Raw genomic sequence first — 21675 nt, 5'->3', positions numbered from 1 at the left:
AGGATTTCACCAACGCCGTCTCTCTCTTTCAGACCTACGAAGGACTCTCTCTTGGGGACGCGACGATTGCTGCGTACATGCAGCGAGAGGGCATTGAGTCCCTGTACTCGTTTGACGATGACTTCGATGTGATCGAGGATATTACCCGACTAGCGACGCCTGACAATCCGTTCAATTGACCACTGAGATCCAGGGGTGTCTTGCCGGAGATCTCGTTAGCGAGACAGTTGCTGCACTCGTTGAAGAGCTTCAGTAACGTATACCCCAGTATTTTCATTCGCGTAATCGCCAAGTGACACAGCTGTAGGGTGAGATTGCCTATCGACTAACGAATTGTCGGTAGAACGTTGTCTGAACCCCGTACGCTAGGTAACTAGCCACGCTGAGCGCCAAGACAAGCGGGATGAGGGGCAAAATGAACGACGAAGTAAACCCGAATGGAGACACCCGAGTGTATTGAGTGCAATCATCCTCGTAATCACGTCCATTTTCAAGTTCCCCGACGCCGTCGGGTAAGCACGAACGCTGGAACTGCCTCACGACGACGCTTCCCGGGGATAGAGCCGCCAAGACCGAGAGCCGATCTTGTTCTGGATTCAGTTTGCGTGTGTCGACGGAATGGTCGGAAGTCACTATTCAATATAGAACGAACTACCTCAACCTATATTAAGATAGAGGGCGTACTGGAGGCTATGACCGAAGATGAATCGAATTCCAAGAGCCTGATGGACCGTCAGACAACGGGTGAAGACCGTGTACGGATGATCGCACGGCAGCTGTCGGAGCCGCGGACGGCAAACTGGATCGCTTCTGAAGCGGGCTGGTCACACGAACCCACCAAACGCGTCCTCGAGCGGCTCGTCGACGACGGGATCCTCCACCGTGACGAGAGCGGTACTCACACCACGTACTACCCCGATTACCGCCGTCAGGCGATGCAGGAAGCGATGCGCCTCCGGGATAGCGGACATACTGTCGAGGAACTTACGGACCGTCTCGCTGATATGAAGGCGCAGATCCGCGACTGGGAGGACGAATTCGACGTCGAGTCCCCGAATCAGCTTCGTGGGACGCTCGCCGAGGCGTCCCTCGACGCCGACGAAGAAGACCGACGCCGGGAGGCCGCCCGCGAATGGGGACACCTCCAACGGCGCATCCAGATCGTTGGCTTTGCCATCCGTGAATGGGACTTTCTCGCTCCGACGACAGAGCCCGCTGAGGCCAGCAGCTAACGGATGTCGGTCCCGCATCCCGGTGGTGATCCGAATGCGAACCTCTACGCCCAGCTGAAGCGCGATGTCCTCGAGCGTGTACCACAGATCACGGCCGTCGAGTACGTTCCTGACGATATCGAGGCCAAGCAGCTGCGGGCGATTTTCGACCCAGCTCGCCTGGATCCCCCAACAGGCCCTAATTCGCCGGAACTGATCGTCAAGTGGTATCGACAGGACCCGCACGATTGGTTCCGTATCAACTACACCGACCCGAACACAGGCTTTCACGCCGGCTGGCACCAGGACGAGGACCATCCCGATCTCGGCCAGGCGCATTTCCAGTACTCAGCCGCCAATACGGAGGACCGCTGGGGGATCACATTCGAACACGAGATTCCCTCCCTGATCCTCTGGGAAATCGTCGAAGAGCTTCTCGAGGACGTTCGTTCGACCTACCAGTACGCGAACGAGGAATTATGACTCCCCGAGAACACGCCGATCGGTCACTCGCGAGTTCCTTTGAGCGCTATCTTCAGGACAAGGGGAAGGGCCGTGGAGGCGACGGCGGGAACTACCGACGCAACGCTGCGCGCGAGCTCGAGCGGTTCGCCGAGTGGGCCGCTGGCGACCGCGGTGACAACGACTGGACCGGAATCGTCCCCGACAACGTCGACCGCGACCCGCCTCGGCTGCGCCATCGGCGGGCCCGAAACGCTGTCATATCGTAGGGCCGAGCAGGCGCTCGGCCTGAAATCCTGTGGTAGGATTCCCGTGACTTTAGGCGCGGGAGGAGGTCAAGGTCAATTAATGGTTGAAGGGAAGAGGTGTTGGCCACCACAGTTTTGTCTGGTAATCACTAACACGCAAGCTGGAGGAGATCGGCGTGCTGGGTCAATGATAGAACCAGATCTCCTCTCGCTGCAGTCTACCACCACTGAAAGGGGCTGGTTGTGTTGCCATCACGCCATTCCCTTTTCGGGGTCTCGTCTCTGATCCGTCCACGCTTCAGATTATTGCCTCATAGCGGCGCTGTGTCAAGCGAGATCAACCGGATCGACGATCGCCAATACTACTGTAAAATCAGAAAAATAGGTGTTCGAAGGCGACTCGACGCCGCGTGAATCCGTTTCAGGGTGCTCGACGTGTTCCTCGTCTTCGTCGCCGGCTGTCCGACGAGCAGTTCAACTGTGCCATGGGTTCCATCGAGCCGGATGTGTTGTCTGGTTCGAATCTGCTTCGACGCGTCTGGCACGGACACGACGGCGGGCAGACCGTACTCCCGGGCGACGAGCGCACCGTGACTGACGGCGCCACCGACTTCGGAAACCAGCCCGGCGGCGTTCAGAAATAGCGGTGCCCACCCGGGACCGGTCGAGGGTACCACGCGTATCTTACTTGTTCCTTCTCGGAAACCCAAACAATGCGTTGCTGGAGATTTTGACGCGATCATACGTAATAACGGGTGGTCACCGAGACAGGTTCGTCCCCAAGACGTTTTGGTGCTGCCCCCCTCTAAGGCGCATGGTCGAACTCGACGACGTAGATCGTGGGGTCCTCCACGAACTCCAGGTAGACGCGCGAAAGAGAACAACCCAGGAGATCGCCGACAAGGTCGGCGTCTCGGCCAGCACTGTCCGCAATCGTATCGAGCACCTCGAAGACGAGGGCGTTATTGAGGGCTATTATCCCAAAATCGACTACGAAAAGGCCAGCCTCCCGCTCCAGATTCTCTTCGTCTGCACAGCAGATCCCATTGAACGAACTTCGATGGTTGAGGACGTACTCGGCGTGCAAGGCGTCATCGACGTCCGCGAGATGTTGACCGGCCACCGAAACCTCTACGTCGAGGTTATCGGGACGTCGACGGAGGATATCACTCGCATCACCGACGCGATCCACGCGCTGGGCCTCGAAATCGAAAGCTCAGAAATCATGTGCCAACGCCGCGTCCAGCCATTTAACCACTTTCACTTGAGTGCAGATCACACCTCGGAGACTGAACCAGCAGACGAATAATTGTTTGATATCTATCTGATTGTGGGTGCAGCAGATTCTACCTGTCTATTTGTGATTTCCACAACTCAGGTCGTGGGATTCCACAGTGAGCTGCGGTACATGCCGATAATTACAATATGACAGAATATCCCTAGACAACGCTTTTCAATCTGGACACTCAATCACATAGTGATAGCCACGCGTAATTATTCGAATATTAAATTTGGTGATGATATGTGGGGTACTATCTTCGGTGTGCTGGCTCATCCACACCGTCGATTCGTATTGTCTCAACTCGACACGGAGGGGCGACTACTGATCATGGAGAAGGTGGTGGGGGGAATGAACCATGGGAGGTGACTCGATCCGAGAAAGACCGCGAAATCATCGAACCATACCTTACAGAGTCGTGATCTGAAATGTCCAACAAACTAGTCAACGCGTTCCGCGCGGTATCCCAGCATCGCATAGTGGTCGCACTCCGAGGTCACAATTCAGAGAGCGAGGCCGCTGTGCAGCGTCCGGATGACGAGCTTGTCTCGGTTGAGGAGGCGGTCGTCGAAGAGGAACTAATCCGATCCACGCTCCCGACGTTAGTGGAGAGGGGTGTTGTTGACTGGGATCATGAGACCGATACAGTTTCTACGGGATCAATGTTCGAGGAGATTCAGCCGCTCTGGGATGGTCCATCACAGTCCAGAGATGAGCTATCAGACGAATAACGCCAGACAGAAGGGATGTGAATTGTCTCGTTCTACTCGCTTGCTTCGGTCGTTCTGTGAGATCGGAGACTTCATCAGAAATTACGCTGAAATCAGATGATGACGTTCAACGAGGAGAAAGCTCGTTGCCGCTTGGATTGACTACACGGTAGTGGTAACGATCGCAATGGGGCGTGTGCTATCTTTTCGAGAGCGTTTTACTGCGTGGGGTACTTCTATCTGAAGATTGCACGAGACGGCTATATTTCCATTTAAAAAAAAAAACAGAATATAAAGATGGCCAGTACGTTTAACACCAGTGGTGGAATATACGCGCTGTAGCGAGATATGTGTTGGAAGTGTAGGGTATTACCGAGCTTGTTGGCAGTGAGTGCTAGGTTGGGGGCACGCGCCAGCGACAAGCGATGATCGCGTGGGCAACCAGAGGCACCCAATGCGCATTCAACACACAAACCTCGATTTCTCAGAATTCACGGGGCACGAATACAGGACGAGTCACCGATTACACTCTACAGGCTGGCTCGGGTTTGAGACCTAAGATGAGCGGGCAGCGTGGCTCAGTACGTGATGCCGAACACGACCCAGACACACATGGAGACGATCTTTCGGAGATCATGAGCGATGATCGATCACGGGCTGTGATCGAGGCGCTCGCAGCCAACGACGGCGAACTTCACGTCTCCGAACTCGTTGAGGAGGTTCTCGAAAGAGAGCAGAGTAGAAGCCAGCAAACAGCAGATGGAGCGGTACCTGTGGGAGTCTATACCCTCGTGAGCGGGGGCGGACTCGGAGGTATCGTCGGCTCGTACTTTGAACTCGGCGCTTTTGCGGCTCTTTCGGTTGTGGAGTGGGCAATTGGAGTCTTCGGGCTTCTTCTTGTGATCTCTGTCTATGCAACTATATCACGCAGGAGAAACCGGACCTGGTTGTGACGGGATAGTTAACCTGTGGCCAGAGGGTAGGCAAGCGCGGTCTCGTGGAGGTAGTGTGCTTTCCATTTACAGGCGGTCTTTGCGAGCCTCTCGTCCGTTGTCGGTGATTTCGTAATACTTGGTTAAGCGGTCGATCTGGCCCCTCTCGACGTACCCATTCTGGATGAGTACGTCGAGGTTGGGGTACAATCGACCATGGGTGATCTCTTCGTCGAGATTCTGTTCGAGGCCGGTTTTGAGCTGTTGCCCGAGGTGTGGTCGTGGCCGACGGCCAGGATCTCGCTGGAAGCCGCTGAGGGTGAAGAACGATGCTGTTATCGATCGCCGATTGACTTCGACGATGGTTTCGCTGGTTTAGGGCTGGAACCGGGATTCGGCGCGTATGCAAACGAAGAGCACGAAACCGTTATCGCCCGCCAAAATCCTGACGACATGGCACTTTTCAACTGAACGGTTAAGCGGAGTTCCCTTCCTCAAGGAACGAGCGAAGCGAGTGAGTAGGGAGGGGAGGAGCGCACGCAAATTGTTAAGACTGAGTACATCGTTGGGCTGACTGTCCATGACGGGCCACAGACAGTCCGCGAGGGTTGGCGTGCCAACGGAGCCACGGTGCGTTTCTCGGCATGGACGGGTCGCAGTCAACCGACCCCGAAAGACGGACCGACGAAGCGAACGTGACGCCCTGTGCCTCTCCGTCGCCCGTGACCGAGCGGGCGTAGAGTGGAGGTCACGGCTAATTAAATTGCCTCTGGCGTCTGGCTGTGCGCTACAAGCGTCTTTCGTCGGCATGAGTCCCATGCCGAGAAGACACGCGCAAGCCCCGTCCTCAACGAGCGCGTTAGCGCGAGTAGGGCCGGGTAGTTGACTGCCGTCTGGAACACGCAGGTCCAGTCGAATCAGAGAGTGGAAGGCGAAGATGCCTACCTCTTTCAGACAGGGGCGCTCTTGGACGTCAAGGCGCCCTACGAGGACACCCCCGTGTACGACGCTGTTGAGTTTGTAACCGTTTGATTCGTTTTTCGTATCCAACTCGAGTGAGCGCAACCGAGGTGGGAAGTACACGATGTTCCGTCAATGATACGAGTCAGCGGATAATTCAAATCTGTTTCACAGAGGTTTCGGCGGTGCCAGCGTTACAAGTTGCGATCACGCCCGACACCCGATTCACGAAACCAGCGATGACCGTTTGGGCAGACGAAGACAGTCCCATTGAGCGCTAATCGTTTCGCAGACAACAGCTCGTCACACGTTGGACAGCGATGATCACGATCCCATTCAGGCTCACGTTTGGAAAGGTGACGTGACATCCTCACAGATAGTTAGCCTGAGTCGCGCTCCGAGTCACCGACGTCGCCGTTCTGCGGTAGGTTCGCTCCAGGAAGTGAGTGGACGTTCGGTGCTTCGGGCGTGCACTTGTGCCCGGCGCATTGCATGATCGTCCATCTTTCCATACCGAGCTGCAAGGTCGCCTGTGCGCCACAGAGACGACTCGGAGTCAACCTGCTCGATCCACCCCTCTGTTTCAAGATGCTCTAAAATTTGGGTCACAGCATGCTGCATTGGCGGGTGGCGGAGCGTCCTGCAGACATCCGACGCTGTGAAACGTCCCTCGCGGATCGCAAGTTGAATTGCGCGGGCTGCAACCGCGGTCTGTCGATGTGACGCCATCTTCTTCTCCGGAAGTTCTGGAGAGCCAGTTAAGGTCTTTTCTACTAGCTTCTTACAGTAAATTGCTCGGGTAGAGAAGAGTGATTGAACAGACTACCAGCTGCTCTAAGTGATAGTCTCCCACGACTCAAGTCGTGGGCTGTCTCCTCGAACCTCTGTAAACTCACTCGAATGGCTAGATAAACACCAAAAGGGTAGCCGTATCTTCGGAGTTAGGCGAGGGCGGTCTCTCGAAGGTACTGATCCTCCCACTCGTGGCGCTCTCTCAAGGCAGTGCGACCCTCGTCGGTGATCGTATAGAAGTTGGTCCGACGGTCGATTTGGCCCTTTTCAACGTAGCCTTTGTTGACGAGGACGTCGAGGTTGGGGTACAATCGGCCGTGGTTGATTTCTTCGTCGCGGGCGTCTTCGAGGTCGGTTTTGAGCTGTTGGCCGGAGGGCTGGTCGTGGCCGGCGATGACGACGAGGAGGTCGCGCTGGAAGCCGCTGAGGTCGAAGAGGGTCATCACTGAGAAGGTACAACACCCAAGGATATAATCGTCAGCATTGTGTGGTGTGGGTGAATGATTGATGGACAGAAGAGTCTTGAGTCTCTGTTGGTTGGCTGAGAGGTTGGGAAGCTGTTGTCGCACCGAGTGAGGGGATGAGAAGGGGTGGCTCTCTCCTAACCCACATTGAGTTAAAGGGGAAGGTGTGGGTTAGTCAAGCGATGGATGCATCTTGGGCAGGAGAGCTTCGTAAAGAACGAGGATGTGAGGGCGGTGGCACGTCCCGTGCGCCTCAAGTGGGACGACCACCGATGCAAGATGAAGAACTCACACCACCAGACAAACGTAACCATCCGTTGAATAGGACCGATACGATCTCGCAGCCAACCGTCCGTCTAAAGTGAGACCTCAATGAACACGTTTTCAACGGCGATTGGCAACGTGAAGTCAGATAGTACATCTGGAAATGGTGAATGAAGTTGGGTATAGGTGGCTCAAAACGACGCTTCAGAAGCTTTGAGGAAAGATTGTGTATTCGATCATCTATTGGCGATCATCCACCAAGATATCATCTCCTATACAAATGACGGGTTCGAAGTCATATCCTGCCTTATGGGCAGTATCTTCTGCGCCTTCGTCTCGATCAACAACAGCGAGGATAGTATCAACCACGACACCTGCGCTCTCCAACACTTGCGCGGATTCAACCGCGGTTTTGCCAGTCATCGTGACGTCTTCGATGACCACGGCTCGCATTCCTTTGTCCACATCCCCTTCGATGCGAGCCTGAGTCCCTTGAAGCCCTCTGCTTTTGCGGATGAATACCGAATTTATGTTAGTTTGTAGTGAGACGGCTGTTACGAGCGGAACTGCTCCTAACGCTGGACCTGCCAGTATGTCGCAGGTCTCGACATCGAGATGTTCAACAAGAGCGTCACGAACTGCTTCGAGGAGTGTAGGCTGCGTTTCAAAGACATACTTGTCGATGTAATAGTCCGTCAATGTTTCATCAGATAATTGGAAGGTACCATGTTTGATTGCGCCACTGTCCCTGATACGCTGTGCAATCTCATTCATTGTCCAGTACCCAGAACCACGGTGGACAAGAAGGTTCGCCCCAATCATTATGTGCGCCGAGATAGCTTATGGAGATCTTCAATGAATGATGGGGAACCCACTAGTTTGGTCAGTTTAGATCGCATTACCCGTCGTCTTGATGAGTTGTTGGACATCGGACGGACGGAAGATGGTGGAGTGACACGACTCGCCTATTCTGACGCAGAAACTCGTGCATTCGAGTATGTCCAGTCAGAGCTACCAACTACCTATGATGTTCAAATAGACTCGATTGGAAACTTCTTTGCAAGCGTAAGCCATGAGGCAGACCAAACAACACTCATCGGGAGTCATCTCGACTCTGTGTTTAACGGCGGCAGACTCGACGGTGCATTGGGTGTCGTAGTCGCGATGGAAGCGCTGGATGTCCTCTCAGAGATTGATGCCTCACCAAGGCACCCACCGACGCTTGCTGTATTCCGGGGTGAAGAGTCAGCTCGATTTGGACATCACACGATTGGAAGTCGGGGGGCCCTGGGGCTCCTAACCGTTGATGATTTCTCCCGTACGGATCAAAACGATGTACCTCTCTGGTTGGCGATGCAGCGTGCGGGATTTCGACCATCAGACCTCTCGGAACCGACTATCTGTGTCGAGCGGATCCAGCAGTTCTTCGAAACGCACATCGAACAAGGACGAGTGTTAGACGAGGCTGACGATGTATTAGGGATCGTCACGAGCATTCGAGCACCGGTGCGTTATGAGGTGACGGTCACAGGAACGTATGACCACTCTGGAGCGACGCCAATGAACCTTCGTAGCGACGCATTAGCCGCCGCTGGAGAGATGGTCACAGCTGTTGAGAATGCTGCTACCGATGTCGAAGGCGTAGTCGCTACTGTCGGAGATATCACCGCACATGAGGGAGCGATCAATACTGTCTGCGGAAAAGTAACGTTCCCGCTGGACATCCGGAGTGACACCATCAACCCACGAGACGCCGTAGAGGCCGATATCTTGGAACGATTTGCTGATATTGCAGACTGTCGCGGTCTATCTGTTTCAACTGACGAGCTTGACCGGTCAAAGCCAGTTTCACTATCATCACAAACAGTCGATAAATTAGATAGTACAGTGTATGCTCTCGACATTCCGTATCAACGACTACCTAGTGGAGGAGGGCACGATGCAATGAATTTCCAGAAAGTGGGTATTCCAACAGGAATGCTCTTTGTTCCGAGTGTAGATGGGATAAGCCATAGTCCCTACGAGAAAACGTATCCAGAAGCGATTGAAGCTTCTGCAGCTGCAATGGTAAGGGTGCTTAGTTGAGGTGAACCTATCACATAGATCACTAGAGAAGAATTTCTATTGATTATACATTTATTTCACCGTATTCTTCGTTGTACTCAATCGTTGTTCCATAGGGCTCGGAGAGTTGGGCTACCGACTCCAAGATCTGCTTAGTGGTCCTTTCATCTGCAAGTACTGGCCGTCCCCGTCGAGGACGGGGTTCCTCATAGCCTAAATCGAGGGGGTAAAGACGAATTGTATCAACCCGGCCATCCTTATATTCGCAAACTGGCAAAATAGATTCCCAGAACGACTGATCGCTAAGGAATCCGATTCGGTTTTCGTCTTGGTCATGAACCCGTTTGTCGAATAAAGTAGCCGGAAGTGACTCCGATGGGTTGAGATCATAGCGGTCATAAATTTCAGCAGGAAGCCGTGTCACAGTCTCGTTTTGCATGAAAAAGTTCCCGAGACTGTAAAAGATCGGCGCTCGGTCATAAATCTCGATGCCGCGAAGTACGTGCGGGCCATGACCGACAAATGCGTCAGCACCAGTATCGATGCAGTCATGTGCGAACGATTCCAAGAACGCTGGGACAGAATCGTCGTTGAAGAACCCACCGCTTCCTTCGTGAGTGTGTAGGCTAACGATGACCCAGTCCGCCTGCGCTCGTGCTGCGATAATTTGCCGACGGATGGCCTCAACGTCGCCCTCGTTTGCTTCACGACGGACGGCGTACTCGTCGCCAACTTTGAAGTCCAAGTCAGTCTCGCCACCGATGTTCATCAGTGTGAATGCGCCAGTATCCTCGCCAGGAACGGGGAAGCCGAGGCGTTTTCTCCGTCCTTTCACCGCTTCGAGCCCGAGATTTTCACTAAGTTCTGTGAGGAAGTCATGGGCAGATTCAGGGACCGTGTACCTCGTCTCTAATCGGAGTGGTGAAAGACCTGGTCGCCCGTGAATGTTTGGTAACTGCTGTCCTGCTTCGGTTCCCGGTGTAATCGTCGTACACGCAGCCACGAGTGCAACTCGACCTGCTGGAGTGTCCACGTATGCTGGCGCGCGCGCCTCTGCAAGGTTTCTTCCTAACCCAGCATACGCTATATTTCGATCCTCAAGCGCTTCCATCGTGGTGATCATCCCGCCATGTGAGAAATCACCGGCGTGGTTTGTGGCGGCGGCGAAGATATCGAAACCTGCCCAGCTCAGTTCGTCTGCAACCCACGGTGGAGCTCGCATATACGTGCCACCACTCTGAGCAGATGGATACCCCTCATAATCGTGAAGTAGAACTTCGAGATTCGCTAACGAGACATCTGCATTCTGGATCTCATTGATTAACGTCTGAAATTGTGGTTCCTCGTACACGGAAAACTTCCGCGTGACGATTGCGTCTCCAACAGCGGCGAACGTGAGATCTCGTCCTTCTGTTCCATACATGTTCTCGTGATTATGATTTGAAGTGGCAGGGGGTGAGGAACTCAAAACGTCGTTTTCTGCGCCGTAGAAAGACGTTCAAGTGTAGTGACAACGACGTTGACACCGATTTCAAGCGCGTCTTCGTCAATGTCGAACCGAGAAGTGTGGTGGCCGGAGACGTTGCTTGCACCGATTCCAATATAGGTCGCTTGTCCGCCTTCTTCCTGCACACGTTTGATCAGATAGGAGGCATCTTCGCTCGCGCCAATCTGGGCTCGTTTGACGGTGGTGTTGACTGAGTCAAGTGACTGAGCTCCCTCGGCGACCATGGTGACGAGTTCGTCGTCCGCTTCAAACGTCGTGGTCTTCCCATACAGTGCTGTCTCATACTCGACATCGTACATTCCGGCGGCATGTTCGATCACGCGGTTGGCAGAGCCGAGCATATACTCATTCAGATTGGCCGTTTCTCCCCGTACCTCGAGTCGTATCTCTGCGCGGTCGGAAATTACATTCTGAGCGTTCGGGGAGCGGACTTGTCCGACATTGATACGCGTTGCGCCCTCCTCGTGCCGGGGGATGGCGTAGAGGTTCTGAATTGCGGTAGTCGCTGCTTGGAGTGCATTTCGACCCTCATTGGGCGCCTTCCCGGCGTGAGCTGATTCACCGCGAAACATCACGTCGATTTTCGCATTTGAGAGTGGACGATCGTATCCTGCGATGATTTTTCCAGTTTCGTTATCAAGACCAAGGTGAAGTGCAATGAGATAATCTACACCATTGAGATGTGCGGTTGTACTCATTGGGAGGCCTCCGCGCCCTCCCTCCTCTGCTGGTTGGAAGAAGAGTTTGATTGTCCCAGTGAACGTGTCAGTTCCCTCAAGTGCGCGGGCAATGCCAACGCCGATTGTTGTATGGCCGTCGTGACCACATGCGTGCATTTCATGGGGATGACGGCTTGCAAAGCCCTCACGTTCAGGCCGGTGATCTGAGTCGCTAGCCTCAGTCATTTCGAGCGCGTCCATGTCGACACGAATACCCACAACTGGAGCGTGTTCGTCACCGAACGTCTTCTCAGCGATAAGCCCTGTAACGGGGCCCATTTGGTCGAGATACGTCTCAGGGGCACCTTTGTCGAGAGCGCGAGCGCGAGCACGGTGTATTTCGTCATCGTCTGGAACGCCCAGACGTTTGTCGACGTCGACCGCGTCAGCTCCGAGGTAGAGGGTATATCCGAGCGTGTCCAACGCTTCAGCAACGAGTGCAGTAGTGCGGAACTCCTTCCACCCCGCCTCAGGATACTTATGAAGGTCACGTCGTAATTCCGCCAGCGAAAACTCGTTGATCGCGGCCATACACGATTGTGTTGAAACAAGCGACAAAAACATTCGCGAACAGGTAACGTACAGCGAGTGACAGTCAACACCGATCATTACTGTTTTAGTCCATCTAAAATCGTGTCTCCGACTATGGGACAGAACACACCCCCGATGTCACCGGTTGCCTGGATGTCGAAATCGTATCCAGATATCGTTGACACCGCCGAGGAAGACGGTTCAATGGTAATAGTACCGGTCGGGAGCACAGAACAGCACGGTCACCATCTGCCTGTGTCTACAGACACACTTCTTGTCGAATCGGTCGCTCACGCTGGCGCAGCGCAGGTACGTGGGTCCGTCCCCGTTCTCGTTATGCCGACGGTCTGGTCCGGGCGTTCGCCACACCATCTTCCGTTTGGCGGAACAATTTCATTACGGACAACTACGCTTCTTAGTACACTTTCGGAAATCGCCGATACAGCCCTCGAAAATGGCTTTGATGCATTGCTATTCCTTAATGGGCATGGCGGAAATATGTCGGTTGTATCAGATGGTGTTACTGAAGTCGGTGACCGCCATCCCGATCGTGAAATCCTTGGCCTGACCTATTTTCATCTCGCCGAGACGGTGATTGATGACATCCGAGAGAGCGACCCAGGTGGAATCTCTCACGGTGGTGAATTAGAAACCTCACTCATGCTGCACGTCCATCCGGAACTTGTAGAGCGTGACCGAATCACGGGGACGCGCCGTGACGAACCGTACGAACTCGGTCGACAGGATCTCTTTGTAGACGGTCCGCTCGCGGTATACAGAACCTTCGATGAGTACAGTCAGTCGGGGGCTATTGGCGCCCCCGAACTTGCGACCGCAGACAAAGGTCGACAGCTATTCGAGCACTTACAATCGGAATTAGGAGACCTCCTCTGTGAAATTCACACGCAGAACACAGGACACGCGTAGAGGATAGGTTACTCAGTCATCGGCGACGGCGCCCGGTTCATCATCGTGCTTGTCCATCGCGTTGAGCGTGCGCCTTTCCAGCGATTCGAGGTTATGCTTACGTGCAGTCTCCAGTACCTTGTCGTACTCGGGATCCTGAACCAGTGATATTCCGAAAAACAGGATGATTGATAGCGGGAGTCCGATGAACACTGGATGAAGACCCATAAATTCGGACGTGTCGGCAAAATAGCCGGCCCACCACCAAACGACGGTTAGTCCTGCGCCAACAACGAGACTCCAAAATGCAGCATCTGACGTGCCACGAGGCCAGTAAAAGACGGCAAGCCACGGGACAAGCACACCGCCAGTCAACGCAACAGCTCCGAAGACGATGAGGTCGATGATCCCCGGAACGACCACTGCGAGTGCGAGTGATACGACCATCAAACCGATAACGGTAATCCGAGAGACTCTCTGTTGTTTTTCGTTGTTAGCATCCGGATTCAGATATCGAAGATAGATGTCGTCGACGATATTGGACGCGCCCGACAGAAGGAAACTATCGCCACTGCTCATTATTGCTGCCGCGAGTGCGGCTAGAACGAGACCAGCAAGCCAGACAGGCAGAAGATCGATTGCCATCTGCGGCATAAGGAGTTGTGGATCATTGATGTTTTGATACAGAACAAGGCCCATCACGCCAATAATAAGCGGCACCGGAATATACGCAAATCCAATCACACCGTTGAGCGTCGTGCCGACGAACCCGTCACGATCACTTCGTGCGGACATGATCCGTTGGAGGTACCCCTGCCGTACTAGCATCGTTGGCACGAGAGTGACAACGTATCCAGCAATTAACGTCCATTCCATCGCAAAGAGATCAAACGCCTGCGGTGCTGTTGCCGATACTTCAGATGTCATCGCTGACCAGCCGCCCAACTCAACGATGCCAAAGATAGCGACTATCCAAAGACCGATAAAAAGGATGATCCCTTGAATGAAGTCTGTCCACATGACCGCGGACATACCGCCTAAGACAGTATAGCCTGTGATAATGATCGCACCGAGTAGGGCAGCCTGTTCAAGAGTGATGAGGTCTCCAAGAACGAAACTAATGATTGTCCCAGCCGCTAACCACTGGGCACCGAGGGTACTCACAAACCTAAGAATATAAAAAGGGACAGCGACGACCCGTGTTTTCTCGTCGTATCGGTCCTCTAACATCGAAGGGATCGTGATGTTCTGCGTACTGGGGAGTTTATGTCCCAGAAGGGCAGCAACGATGAAGAAACTCCCAATCGAAATTCCGTAACTCCAAAATGCTGCAATACTTTGGCCGTCAAACGTATCCGCTGAAAGACCAATTGTCCCACCTGCACCAATTCCAGTCGCAAAGAAGGACAACGCAACCAGGTACCAGGATGCACCCTTCCCCGCTAGGAAATAATCCTCAAGATCAGACATTCCTTTCTTGTGGAAATAATAACCGATACCGAGCATTCCAATTATGTAAACTGTAACAATTCCACCGACAATCGTTTGAACCATGAGATAGCATATCAAGGAGGGGTCTAAATAAATTCCGGTATTGTACGCTAGTTTACTCTAGGTACGTTATCACATATATCGTATGCTGCTGTCTAAACAATATGTGGATGACAATAGTAGGTCGTAGCTTGACCTTTAGAGAAAAACGCTGCCTGCTAGACTCATAAAGACTTTTATAATGATCATCTGAATCCCTCTCATGCCAGTTCCTACCACGGCGGAGATGCAGCCACCACTCCATATGCCGAGAAACGAGATAGAGACACCAGCTCTCGTAATCGACCTCGAAGTGATGGAGACAAACATTCAAGGGTATGTTACGTTCGCTGAAAAACATAACGTCAGGCTTCGCTCACATGTTAAAACTCATAAAAACGCCGAGCTTGCGAAACGACAGAGTGAGTATGCCAATAATAGCGGGATTGTCTGTCAAACTCTCAGTGAAGTTGAGGTCATGGTAAAAAACGGCATCGACGATATCTATCTCTCCTACATGGTTGTCGGCCGGAAAAAGTTGAAACGGCTGGTTTGGTTAGCCCAAAAACTCGACCGATTCGCCACAACGGTCGATGGCCCGGGTAATATCAAGCCGCTCCAGGACGTGGCTGCAGACCATGGTGTGAAAATTGACGTGATTCTTGAAATTGACGTGGGTTTACATCGAACTGGCGTTTCGCCAGGGGAGCCCGCACTTACAATGACAGAACTCATTCGTGAGCAATCAAACTTGAACTTTCGTGGGCTCCTCTCATACGAGGCCCACGTCAAGTCGGAGGCTGAAACCCAGACCGAGTACGAAGCGTACTGCACCGAGGCTATGGATCAAGCACAAAACACAGTCGAACTTCTCGAAGCAGAAGGAATCCCCGTCGAAGAGGTGAAAGTAGGGGGGACGGCGACGTCCAAGTACAGCGGTAAACACCCTGTCGTAACCGAGATTAATCCAGGAATGTATCCGTTCATGGATGTGGGAGAGCTCGAACATCGACCATTTGACATTGACAAATCGGACTGCGCAGCCACGGTCATCTCGACAGTGATTTCCAAACCATCTGAAGACCGAGCTATCGTCGATGCCGGAAGCAAGTCACTCTCGATGGATAAGCCACAATATCCTGTTCCCAAACACCGTGACGATATCAAATACGTAAATGCGTCCGAAGAGCACGGCTGGATCGACACTACTGAATGTAGTGACCCTGTTGATATCGGCGACCGAATCGAATTCATCGTTCCGCATGTCTGTACGACGATCAATCTGCACGACACGATTGTTGGGGTTCGGGATGGTTGCGTCGAAGAACTCTGGGACGTCCAAGCACGCGGGAAAGTAAAGTAGTTCGTTACTCTACGGTTTTCAAACGGAATCACTGGTCACTATTTCGTGAGCACTTCCCCGGGGCGGGCGCCAGTCACAGTGCCATCGCGAACGACGAATGTACCGTCAACTATGACATGATGGATTCCGATTGGGAATTGGCACGGTCGGTTATACGTTGCATTCGAATCGACTGTCGCAGGGTCGAACACAACTAGATCCGCGTCCAAGCCCGGGCGCAGCACCCCTTTTGTCTCAAATCCCATTGAGCGAGCAGGAAGGGATGTCATTTTCCGAATGGCCTCTTCGAGCGTAAGGATGTTCAGTTCACGGACGTACCGCCCAAGGACTCTCGGATATGTCCCGTAAACACGCGGATGCGGTCGGCCTCCAAATAGTCCGTCTGTCGCAACGTTCACCCGCTCATTAACGAGGACGTCCTGCACATCTGCTTCCGTTAATTGATGGAGGAGCATTCCAACTTCAAGCTCCGCCTCAACGAGAAGATCACAGACAACTGCAACGGGATCGGTGTCACGGGAATCGGCGATCGAGGCAATGCTCTTTCCTTGAATCGACTTGTGAGCTTCGGACGCAATACTCGTCACTTCGATACTTTCCCAGCCCGTGTATGCGCCTCGATTCTCCCAGCCATCGATTCGCCACTCAGAAATATCGCGTCGAATGTGGGTTCGGGACTGCTCATCCTGTAGGTATGCGAGCGTTTGGTTCGGCCCTTCAGTTTGAATCCACGGCGGAAGGACGTTCGTGAGCGTCGTGCTCCCTGCTGTGTATGGATACTGCTCGACTGTGAGGTCGACACCCCGCTCTCGTGCCGCTTCGATAATACCTTTTGCACGCTGCACTTTTCCCTGCTGTGCCGGTCCAGCGAGCTTGAAATGCGATAGGTGGAGCGGGATGCCTGCCTCAGCGCCAATATCGATGAATTCGTCGAGAGCCTCCCAAATTTGTCTACGTTCATTTCGAATGTGAGCCACAAACGGTCGTCCATACGGTTCAAGTTGCGATGCTAGTTCACAGACTTCGTTCGTACTTGCGTAGCGAGCGGGAGTATAGACGAGTCCCGTCGAAAGCCCAACAGCCCCCTCATCGAGCGCTTCAGTAACGAGATCAGTCATCTGAGAGAGATCGTTTGCAGTCGGATTTGAGTCTCCAAACCCGAGAATGTTGAACCGTATCGTTCCGTGTCCGACTAGCGTCGCGATGTTCGGTGCAGTCCCTTGGCGGTCAATTGCTTCGAGATACTCCCCAGTAGAATTCCACGTCCAATCTCTATTGAGTCGGCCACTAATGCCGCTCAGATGTGTTTCCCACGCCTCTGTGTCGTCGCGATACAGTGGAGCCATCGAAAAGCCGTCTTGGCCGATCACCTCTGTAGTGATTCCTTGCCGTATTTTTGGAGCTAACGTTGGGTTTGAAAATAGCTCTAAATCAGAGTGAGAATGCGTGTCGATGAATCCCGGACAGACAACCATCTCTTCGGCATCGAGTTTCGTGTCAGCAGATACTCGTGGGGTTCTTCGCTGATATATTTCGTCAATCTCACCATTGTTAATCGTAACTGCACCACGACACCACGGCGCCCCAGTCCCATCTACGATCCTTGCATTGTGGATGACGGTGTCAACTGTCATACTGTATGTTCATCGCGAGGTGGAAAATACGTACTCATTTTATTTGATACCGTGTGAGATTCCAAACGGCTAAGAACGAACGACGATTGCACAGGTTTGGCCTCCATCAAACAGTGCCAAAGTCTATCTTTGATTGTAGAATCGTTCATTCCATATAATTATCATAATATCTAAATTAAAATCAACGTGATTAATCTCTTCGACAGCAACCCCGCCCTCGTGAAATTACTAACTAGACAGTGCCATCAGAAAGGTGGAATCAGTATTCAGTAATGAATTTTCTCCATAGCAGACTTTGCGCGGACCTCTAAATCTTCCTCCTTCGTAACTCCGCCATCGGTTACTGTACGCTTTAAGACATTCTCCGGGACGGCCGACTTTCCTTCTAAGATGCTTCCGACGAGCAGAATAACGATTGCTAAGAGGAAGCCGATCCAGCCAACATAGTACGGCGGCATACCGGAGAAGACCGCAGGGGGGCTCAACATCAGGAGTGCATTTACTCCACCGCCAAGAACCATGCTTGCGAAGACCGCGTTCGGCGTCGCTCGGCGCCACGCTACGCTGGCCCAAAGGGCGGGGATGATCGCCCACCCAATCGTCAGAAACGTCAGGATGAGGCCGATAATGGTCTGGAAGAACAGTGCGCTTAGCAGGGCCACACTGCCATAGATGAGCGTGATGAACCGTGCCACTTTCAAGATGTGTTCGTCCGAGGCGTTCGGCCGGTAGGCACGGTAGAGGTCGTTCGCGGCCAGCGTTGACGGACCGAGGAGGTAGCTGTCTCCACTCGACATAACAACCGCTAGTAATGCTGCGGCGACAAACCCGGCCGCCCAGGCTGGAAGTAACTCCTGTGCCAGCATCGGAAAGGCGAAGTCCGGATTCTCGAGACCGGTCCCGAGGACGACGCGGGCGTACGCACCGACTGCCGGGGAGATGTACGCGATGAGCATGTAACTCATCCCACCGAAAATGGGCGCCCAGTAGGCGACTCTGAGGTTTCGAGCGCTGACCATTCGCTGCATGTTATGATTCAGGAACATATCTGCGGTCCAGAGGCCGATGATTGTAAAGAAGAAAAACCAACCTGCGGTGAAGTCCCCTAGCGCTGCTATCTCCATCGCATTGAAGTAGCCATCAGGGAAGGCAGCTGACGTCCTGAGCGTGGAAAATCCGCCTTCCGTGAATCGAAGGTAGATAACCATCCCAACGGCGGCCGCACCAGAGACGGCAATTTGGACAACATCGGTATAGGCGACTCCCCACATCCCGCCGATAATAGTGTACACAACCACGGCAATGGCACCGAGGACGATACTCTCGGTGAGGGGAACGTCGAAGAACACGGTGATGATGGATCCAAAGGCAACGAACTGTGCGCCGAGTAACCCGATACTCACGACGAGATTGAGCACCGTCATCACCAGTGCGTTCTTGTTGTCGAACCGGATTCCAAACCACTCGGAGATCGAAAAGGCGTTCACTTTCCGTAATACCAGCCCCATCAGGAGTGCCCAGAATAGGAAGCGGACCACGGCCCCCAATGAGTACCAAACACCCATCCAGAGGTGCTGATATGCGTATCCGGCAATACCGAGGAGGGTCACCCCTCCCCACTGTGTCGCCAACACTGTTCCTGCCAGGACGATCATCCCAAGTTGGTTGCTTGTACTGAAGTAGTCGCGGAAGTTTTTGGTCTTCCGTGCGCCCCAAATACCGATCAGGAAGATTCCCACGAGATAGACGAGGACGATAATCCCTTCAGTAGAGAGGAGGCTCTTTGCCATCCTTAATCCCTCCAGGTTTCGGCCTCCTCCTTCGGCACAATGACGCGTTCATAAAACACCTTGCTACAGATGACGAACACGACGAGCCACACTACGATAACGACGAGTGAAAACGACCGAAACATCGTCAGTGGAAACAACACCAGCATTACCACCGTCGCTACCAGCATTGCAAGGAGTGCCAATTTACTTGTTATCGGTTCTACGATGTACTCTCCGACCGGCACCTGCTCCCGTAACGACTGCATGTGGTCGAAATACCCTGACTCCAACCTCTGCACGTTCGTTGCGGTAACCGTGTCGGATGACTCGGTTTCCGGATTACTCATGGTTTACTCACTGCGGGAGGAATCTCTGGATTCCACTTGACAGCACACTACATGGATTCAATTGCCGTAGCATAATAGTTCCCCATGTATTCAATATAATTCAGTTGAAACTAACCATCTCTGTTCTGCTAACGTTCCTTAGTAGCAACATTCGCCTCGAACCGCAGCAGGTTCGTATCCAAACGATCCTCAGGAAAGCGAATTAGAGAAGACGACCTGCGAACACCTGTCCATTGGTTGCATCGACGACTTCCACGTCATTGCCGAGCTCGACAAGCCAGAGCGGTTTGTATACCAACGATGGCTCGTCACAGAGTTCGATCCGTCCACTTTCGCGCTGTTGGACCTTGATTCGATTCCGATTGGCCCTGTTTCGGGCAGTTCCTTCGTCAATATCCGGCTTGAGAACGTTATTTTCGGGGATGCGTTCGACCGTCGTCTCGACCTGCTCCTTCAGGATGGGTCGAGCGACACCCGTTAACCCGTCGACGACAATTGCACCATGATAGATATCATCGTCACCGCGGAAAATTCTCTTCCGCAGCGTCGCTTTGAACTCGAAGTAGGGTTTATATCGGAGCGTGGTTTGCTTGACGGCTCGAGAAGGACGAAGAGACCGAAGCTTCTGAGAGAAGCTGCTCATAACACGTTTTCTGGCTTCGTCGTTCGAAATCGTCCGTGGTTGAGTGACGATTTCGAACGACCCATCCGCCGCAGACGGGTGTTGTGGATTCTTACCAGAATCCACCGCATCGTCATCCACCATGGGTGAATCGGCGTCGTTCATGGTCAGTCGATACGGTACTCCTCGACTACTCGTTCGTCCACCTCAATGCCGAGTCCTGGGCCATCAGGAATCTCGAGGGACCCATCTGTCGGATCGAACGGGGTGGCGAGTAGGTTAGTACGAAGGCCGTTCTCTGCCCGATCGAACTCGAAGTAGAATGGTTCAGGCACGTTCGTTGAATGGGGGTACGATGGGAGAGTTGCAGCGTACTGGAGACTCGCGGCGATACCGACAGCGCCTGTCCAGACGTGCGGCGAAACATGGACGTTCTCCATTGTGGCTAGCTTGCCGATGAACCGTGCCTCGGAGAGTCCGCCACATTTACAGACGTCCGGTTGGGCGATATCAATAGTTCGCTCTTGGATAAGGTCAGCAAAATCGAAACGGGCGTACGCTGCCTCGCCTGCAGCTACTGGAATATCCACAGCAGCGCTCACCTTTCGATAACCTGAATGGTTTTCTGGGGGAACCGGTTCTTCGAGCCAGTAGATGTCAAACGGCTCGATTTCCTTGGCGACGCTGATCGCCTGCTCCGGTCGGTAGTTCCCGTTGAAATCTACCATAAGAGTCGCATCGTCGCCAAGCACCTCCCGGGCGGTCTGGACGCGTATGATGTCGTCCTCCAGACCGCGTCCAATCTTGATCTTCGCCGCGGTGAACCCCTCCCTGGCTGCCTCCTCGATCGGTTCTGCTGGATTCTGTTCCCAGTCAGTGATGTACATCGTCGAGGCGTATGGGGTGACCTCAGTTCGCTCGAATCCACCGAGCAGTTGCGCAACTGGCTGTCCAAGCTCTCGGCCGAGAAGGTCCCAAAGAGCGACGTCAACACCGCTGACTGCACTTTGCAACAAGCCGCTTGACCCGAAATGGTAGAGACCAGCGTAGTTCTTCTCACAGAGGGACTCCACCTCAAAGGGATCCATGCCAACAACGATGTCGGAGAGGAGTTCTGAGACGAGCGTTGAGATCGTCTGTGGTGGACCGAACGCTTCACCCCACCCCACCATCCCTGTTGTCGATATGACTCGGATGAGCGTCGACGTACGTTGTTCAACAGTGCCACGTGCGCTCCCGTAGCCATGTCCCTTGCCAAGCGGATATGAGAGTGGTATCGCCTCTATCGCCTCGACTTCCATGCCCATTGCTATTCACACTCACACTTATAGATACTGCACGGCGGGGGTATAGCCTTC

Annotated in this window: 21 protein-coding genes and 2 pseudogenes; 11 read left to right on the top strand and 12 right to left on the bottom strand. The window is 53.4% G+C overall.

Going from position 1 to position 21675, the window contains the following annotated elements:
* The 4 genes and pseudogenes from C3L37_RS20265 to C3L37_RS20250 form a co-directional block, all read left to right on the top strand.
* The coding region (locus tag C3L37_RS20265; protein ID WP_129113409.1) for a PIN domain-containing protein at nucleotides 1–179 on the top strand (179 nt) is incomplete at its 5' end.
* A gap of 513 nt (nucleotides 180–692) precedes the next feature.
* Nucleotides 693–1232, top strand: a complete 540-nt coding sequence (locus C3L37_RS20260) for a DUF7342 family protein (protein ID WP_129116347.1) — start codon at nucleotides 693–695, stop codon at nucleotides 1230–1232.
* Nucleotides 1233–1235: 3 nt separating this feature from the next.
* Complete coding sequence (locus C3L37_RS20255) at nucleotides 1236–1694, top strand: hypothetical protein (RefSeq protein ID WP_129116346.1); 459 nt, start codon at nucleotides 1236–1238, stop codon at nucleotides 1692–1694.
* Nucleotides 1691–1897 (top strand): annotated as a pseudogene (locus C3L37_RS20250) (site-specific integrase); the annotation flags it as partial. The gene C3L37_RS20255 and the pseudogene C3L37_RS20250, both read left to right, overlap by 4 nt.
* A 386-nt stretch (nucleotides 1898–2283) precedes the next feature.
* On the opposite strand, the pseudogene C3L37_RS20245 reads toward C3L37_RS20250, so the two are convergent.
* A pseudogene (locus tag C3L37_RS20245) lies at nucleotides 2284–2607 on the bottom strand (PEP-utilizing enzyme); the annotation flags it as partial.
* A gap of 128 nt (nucleotides 2608–2735) precedes the next feature.
* Between C3L37_RS20245 and C3L37_RS20240 the strand changes: the two are divergent.
* From C3L37_RS20240 to C3L37_RS20230, 3 genes are all read left to right on the top strand, one after another.
* Nucleotides 2736–3230 (top strand): Lrp/AsnC family transcriptional regulator, encoded by a 495-nt coding sequence (locus C3L37_RS20240; protein ID WP_129116344.1) that lies wholly within the window; start codon nucleotides 2736–2738, stop codon nucleotides 3228–3230.
* Nucleotides 3231–3628: 398 nt separating this feature from the next.
* On the top strand, nucleotides 3629–3931 hold the full coding sequence (locus C3L37_RS20235) for a transcriptional regulator (RefSeq protein ID WP_129116343.1): 303 nt from the start codon (nucleotides 3629–3631) through the stop codon (nucleotides 3929–3931).
* Nucleotides 3932–4470: 539 nt separating this feature from the next.
* Nucleotides 4471–4863, top strand: coding sequence for a hypothetical protein (locus C3L37_RS20230; protein ID WP_129116342.1), 393 nt, complete (start codon nucleotides 4471–4473; stop codon nucleotides 4861–4863).
* 66 nt (nucleotides 4864–4929) lie between these two features.
* Here C3L37_RS20230 and C3L37_RS25445 read toward each other — a convergent pair whose 3' ends face one another.
* Complete coding sequence (locus tag C3L37_RS25445) at nucleotides 4930–5067, bottom strand: helix-turn-helix transcriptional regulator (RefSeq protein WP_267195349.1); 138 nt, start codon at nucleotides 5065–5067, stop codon at nucleotides 4930–4932.
* Between C3L37_RS25445 and C3L37_RS25440 the strand changes: the two genes are divergently transcribed.
* Nucleotides 5059–5313, top strand: coding sequence for a hypothetical protein (locus C3L37_RS25440; RefSeq protein WP_267195345.1), 255 nt, complete (start codon nucleotides 5059–5061; stop codon nucleotides 5311–5313). The genes C3L37_RS25445 and C3L37_RS25440 overlap by 9 nt on opposite strands.
* A gap of 1430 nt (nucleotides 5314–6743) precedes the next feature.
* Here C3L37_RS25440 and C3L37_RS20210 read toward each other — a convergent pair.
* Nucleotides 6744–7037: a PadR family transcriptional regulator gene (locus tag C3L37_RS20210; RefSeq protein ID WP_129116340.1), complete on the bottom strand. Its 294-nt coding sequence runs from the start codon at nucleotides 7035–7037 to the stop codon at nucleotides 6744–6746.
* A gap of 525 nt (nucleotides 7038–7562) precedes the next feature.
* The gene (pyrE, locus tag C3L37_RS20205) at nucleotides 7563–8096 is read right to left on the bottom strand and encodes an orotate phosphoribosyltransferase (RefSeq protein WP_129116339.1); all 534 of its coding nucleotides are present in this window, start codon (nucleotides 8094–8096) and stop codon (nucleotides 7563–7565) included.
* Nucleotides 8097–8177: 81 nt separating this feature from the next.
* Between pyrE and C3L37_RS20200 the strand changes: the two genes are divergently transcribed.
* Nucleotides 8178–9407 (top strand): Zn-dependent hydrolase, encoded by a 1230-nt coding sequence (locus tag C3L37_RS20200; RefSeq protein WP_129116338.1) that lies wholly within the window; start codon nucleotides 8178–8180, stop codon nucleotides 9405–9407.
* A 43-nt stretch (nucleotides 9408–9450) separates the two neighbouring features.
* On the opposite strand, the gene C3L37_RS20195 is transcribed toward C3L37_RS20200, so the two are convergent.
* Both C3L37_RS20195 and C3L37_RS20190 read right to left on the bottom strand, forming a co-directional pair.
* Entirely contained in the window at nucleotides 9451–10809 is a 1359-nt protein-coding gene (locus C3L37_RS20195; protein ID WP_129116337.1) for a CapA family protein, read from the bottom strand.
* A gap of 41 nt (nucleotides 10810–10850) precedes the next feature.
* Entirely contained in the window at nucleotides 10851–12143 is a 1293-nt protein-coding gene (locus C3L37_RS20190; RefSeq protein WP_129116336.1) for an amidohydrolase, read from the bottom strand.
* 114 nt (nucleotides 12144–12257) lie between these two features.
* Between C3L37_RS20190 and C3L37_RS20185 the strand changes: the two genes are divergently transcribed.
* A complete protein-coding gene (locus C3L37_RS20185; RefSeq protein WP_129116335.1) occupies nucleotides 12258–13070 on the top strand; it encodes a creatininase family protein in 813 nt (270 codons plus the stop codon).
* Nucleotides 13071–13082: 12 nt separating this feature from the next.
* Here C3L37_RS20185 and C3L37_RS20180 read toward each other — a convergent pair whose 3' ends face one another.
* Complete coding sequence (locus C3L37_RS20180; protein ID WP_129116334.1) at nucleotides 13083–14603, bottom strand: sodium:solute symporter family protein; 1521 nt, start codon at nucleotides 14601–14603, stop codon at nucleotides 13083–13085.
* Between the two features lie 199 nt (nucleotides 14604–14802).
* On the opposite strand from C3L37_RS20180, the gene C3L37_RS20175 reads away from it, so the two are divergent.
* Entirely contained in the window at nucleotides 14803–15942 is a 1140-nt protein-coding gene (locus C3L37_RS20175) for an alanine racemase (RefSeq protein ID WP_228546392.1), read from the top strand.
* Nucleotides 15943–15980: 38 nt separating this feature from the next.
* On the opposite strand, the gene C3L37_RS20170 is transcribed toward C3L37_RS20175, so the two are convergent.
* The 5 genes from C3L37_RS20170 to C3L37_RS20150 all read right to left on the bottom strand — a co-directional run bounded on the left by C3L37_RS20170 (nucleotide 15981) and on the right by C3L37_RS20150 (nucleotide 21618).
* Nucleotides 15981–17576 (bottom strand): N-acyl-D-amino-acid deacylase family protein, encoded by a 1596-nt coding sequence (locus C3L37_RS20170; RefSeq protein WP_129116333.1) that lies wholly within the window; start codon nucleotides 17574–17576, stop codon nucleotides 15981–15983.
* 266 nt (nucleotides 17577–17842) lie between these two features.
* Entirely contained in the window at nucleotides 17843–19366 is a 1524-nt protein-coding gene (locus C3L37_RS20165) for a sodium:solute symporter family protein (protein WP_129116332.1), read from the bottom strand.
* A gap of 2 nt (nucleotides 19367–19368) precedes the next feature.
* A complete protein-coding gene (locus tag C3L37_RS20160) occupies nucleotides 19369–19695 on the bottom strand; it encodes a hypothetical protein (RefSeq protein ID WP_129116331.1) in 327 nt (108 codons plus the stop codon).
* A 202-nt stretch (nucleotides 19696–19897) separates the two neighbouring features.
* The gene (locus tag C3L37_RS20155) at nucleotides 19898–20482 is read right to left on the bottom strand and encodes a hypothetical protein (protein WP_129116330.1); all 585 of its coding nucleotides are present in this window, start codon (nucleotides 20480–20482) and stop codon (nucleotides 19898–19900) included.
* 2 nt (nucleotides 20483–20484) lie between these two features.
* A complete protein-coding gene (locus tag C3L37_RS20150) occupies nucleotides 20485–21618 on the bottom strand; it encodes a mandelate racemase/muconate lactonizing enzyme family protein (RefSeq protein WP_129116329.1) in 1134 nt (377 codons plus the stop codon).
* Nucleotides 21619–21675 lie beyond the last annotated feature (57 nt).

Source organism: Halegenticoccus tardaugens (genome assembly GCF_004116405.1).
Taxonomy (GTDB): domain Archaea; phylum Halobacteriota; class Halobacteria; order Halobacteriales; family Haloferacaceae; genus Halegenticoccus; species Halegenticoccus tardaugens.
The sequence above is the reverse complement of the archived record's forward strand: the minus strand, read 5'-3'. Positions and strand labels throughout refer to the sequence as shown.

What these genes read in the sequence shown, in the direction of transcription:
- C3L37_RS20260 (WP_129116347.1), top strand. Translation starts at nt 693, where the DNA reads ATGACCGAAGATGAATCGAATTCCAAGAGCCTGATGGACCGTCAGACA.
- C3L37_RS20255 (WP_129116346.1), top strand. Translation starts at nt 1,236, where the DNA reads ATGTCGGTCCCGCATCCCGGTGGTGATCCGAATGCGAACCTCTACGCC.
- C3L37_RS20240 (WP_129116344.1), top strand. Translation starts at nt 2,736, where the DNA reads ATGGTCGAACTCGACGACGTAGATCGTGGGGTCCTCCACGAACTCCAG.
- C3L37_RS20235 (WP_129116343.1), top strand. Translation starts at nt 3,629, where the DNA reads ATGTCCAACAAACTAGTCAACGCGTTCCGCGCGGTATCCCAGCATCGC.
- C3L37_RS20230 (WP_129116342.1), top strand. Translation starts at nt 4,471, where the DNA reads ATGAGCGGGCAGCGTGGCTCAGTACGTGATGCCGAACACGACCCAGAC.
- C3L37_RS25440 (WP_267195345.1), top strand. Translation starts at nt 5,059, where the DNA reads ATGGGTGATCTCTTCGTCGAGATTCTGTTCGAGGCCGGTTTTGAGCTG.
- C3L37_RS20210 (WP_129116340.1), bottom strand. Translation starts at nt 7,037, where the DNA reads ATGACCCTCTTCGACCTCAGCGGCTTCCAGCGCGACCTCCTCGTCGTC.
- pyrE (WP_129116339.1), bottom strand. Translation starts at nt 8,096, where the DNA reads ATGAATGAGATTGCACAGCGTATCAGGGACAGTGGCGCAATCAAACAT.
- C3L37_RS20200 (WP_129116338.1), top strand. Translation starts at nt 8,178, where the DNA reads ATGAATGATGGGGAACCCACTAGTTTGGTCAGTTTAGATCGCATTACC.
- C3L37_RS20195 (WP_129116337.1), bottom strand. Translation starts at nt 10,809, where the DNA reads ATGTATGGAACAGAAGGACGAGATCTCACGTTCGCCGCTGTTGGAGAC.
- C3L37_RS20190 (WP_129116336.1), bottom strand. Translation starts at nt 12,143, where the DNA reads ATGGCCGCGATCAACGAGTTTTCGCTGGCGGAATTACGACGTGACCTT.
- C3L37_RS20185 (WP_129116335.1), top strand. Translation starts at nt 12,258, where the DNA reads ATGGGACAGAACACACCCCCGATGTCACCGGTTGCCTGGATGTCGAAA.
- C3L37_RS20180 (WP_129116334.1), bottom strand. Translation starts at nt 14,603, where the DNA reads ATGGTTCAAACGATTGTCGGTGGAATTGTTACAGTTTACATAATTGGA.
- C3L37_RS20175 (WP_228546392.1), top strand. Translation starts at nt 14,803, where the DNA reads ATGCCAGTTCCTACCACGGCGGAGATGCAGCCACCACTCCATATGCCG.
- C3L37_RS20170 (WP_129116333.1), bottom strand. Translation starts at nt 17,576, where the DNA reads ATGACAGTTGACACCGTCATCCACAATGCAAGGATCGTAGATGGGACT.
- C3L37_RS20165 (WP_129116332.1), bottom strand. Translation starts at nt 19,366, where the DNA reads ATGGCAAAGAGCCTCCTCTCTACTGAAGGGATTATCGTCCTCGTCTAT.
- C3L37_RS20160 (WP_129116331.1), bottom strand. Translation starts at nt 19,695, where the DNA reads ATGAGTAATCCGGAAACCGAGTCATCCGACACGGTTACCGCAACGAAC.
- C3L37_RS20155 (WP_129116330.1), bottom strand. Translation starts at nt 20,482, where the DNA reads ATGAACGACGCCGATTCACCCATGGTGGATGACGATGCGGTGGATTCT.
- C3L37_RS20150 (WP_129116329.1), bottom strand. Translation starts at nt 21,618, where the DNA reads ATGGAAGTCGAGGCGATAGAGGCGATACCACTCTCATATCCGCTTGGC.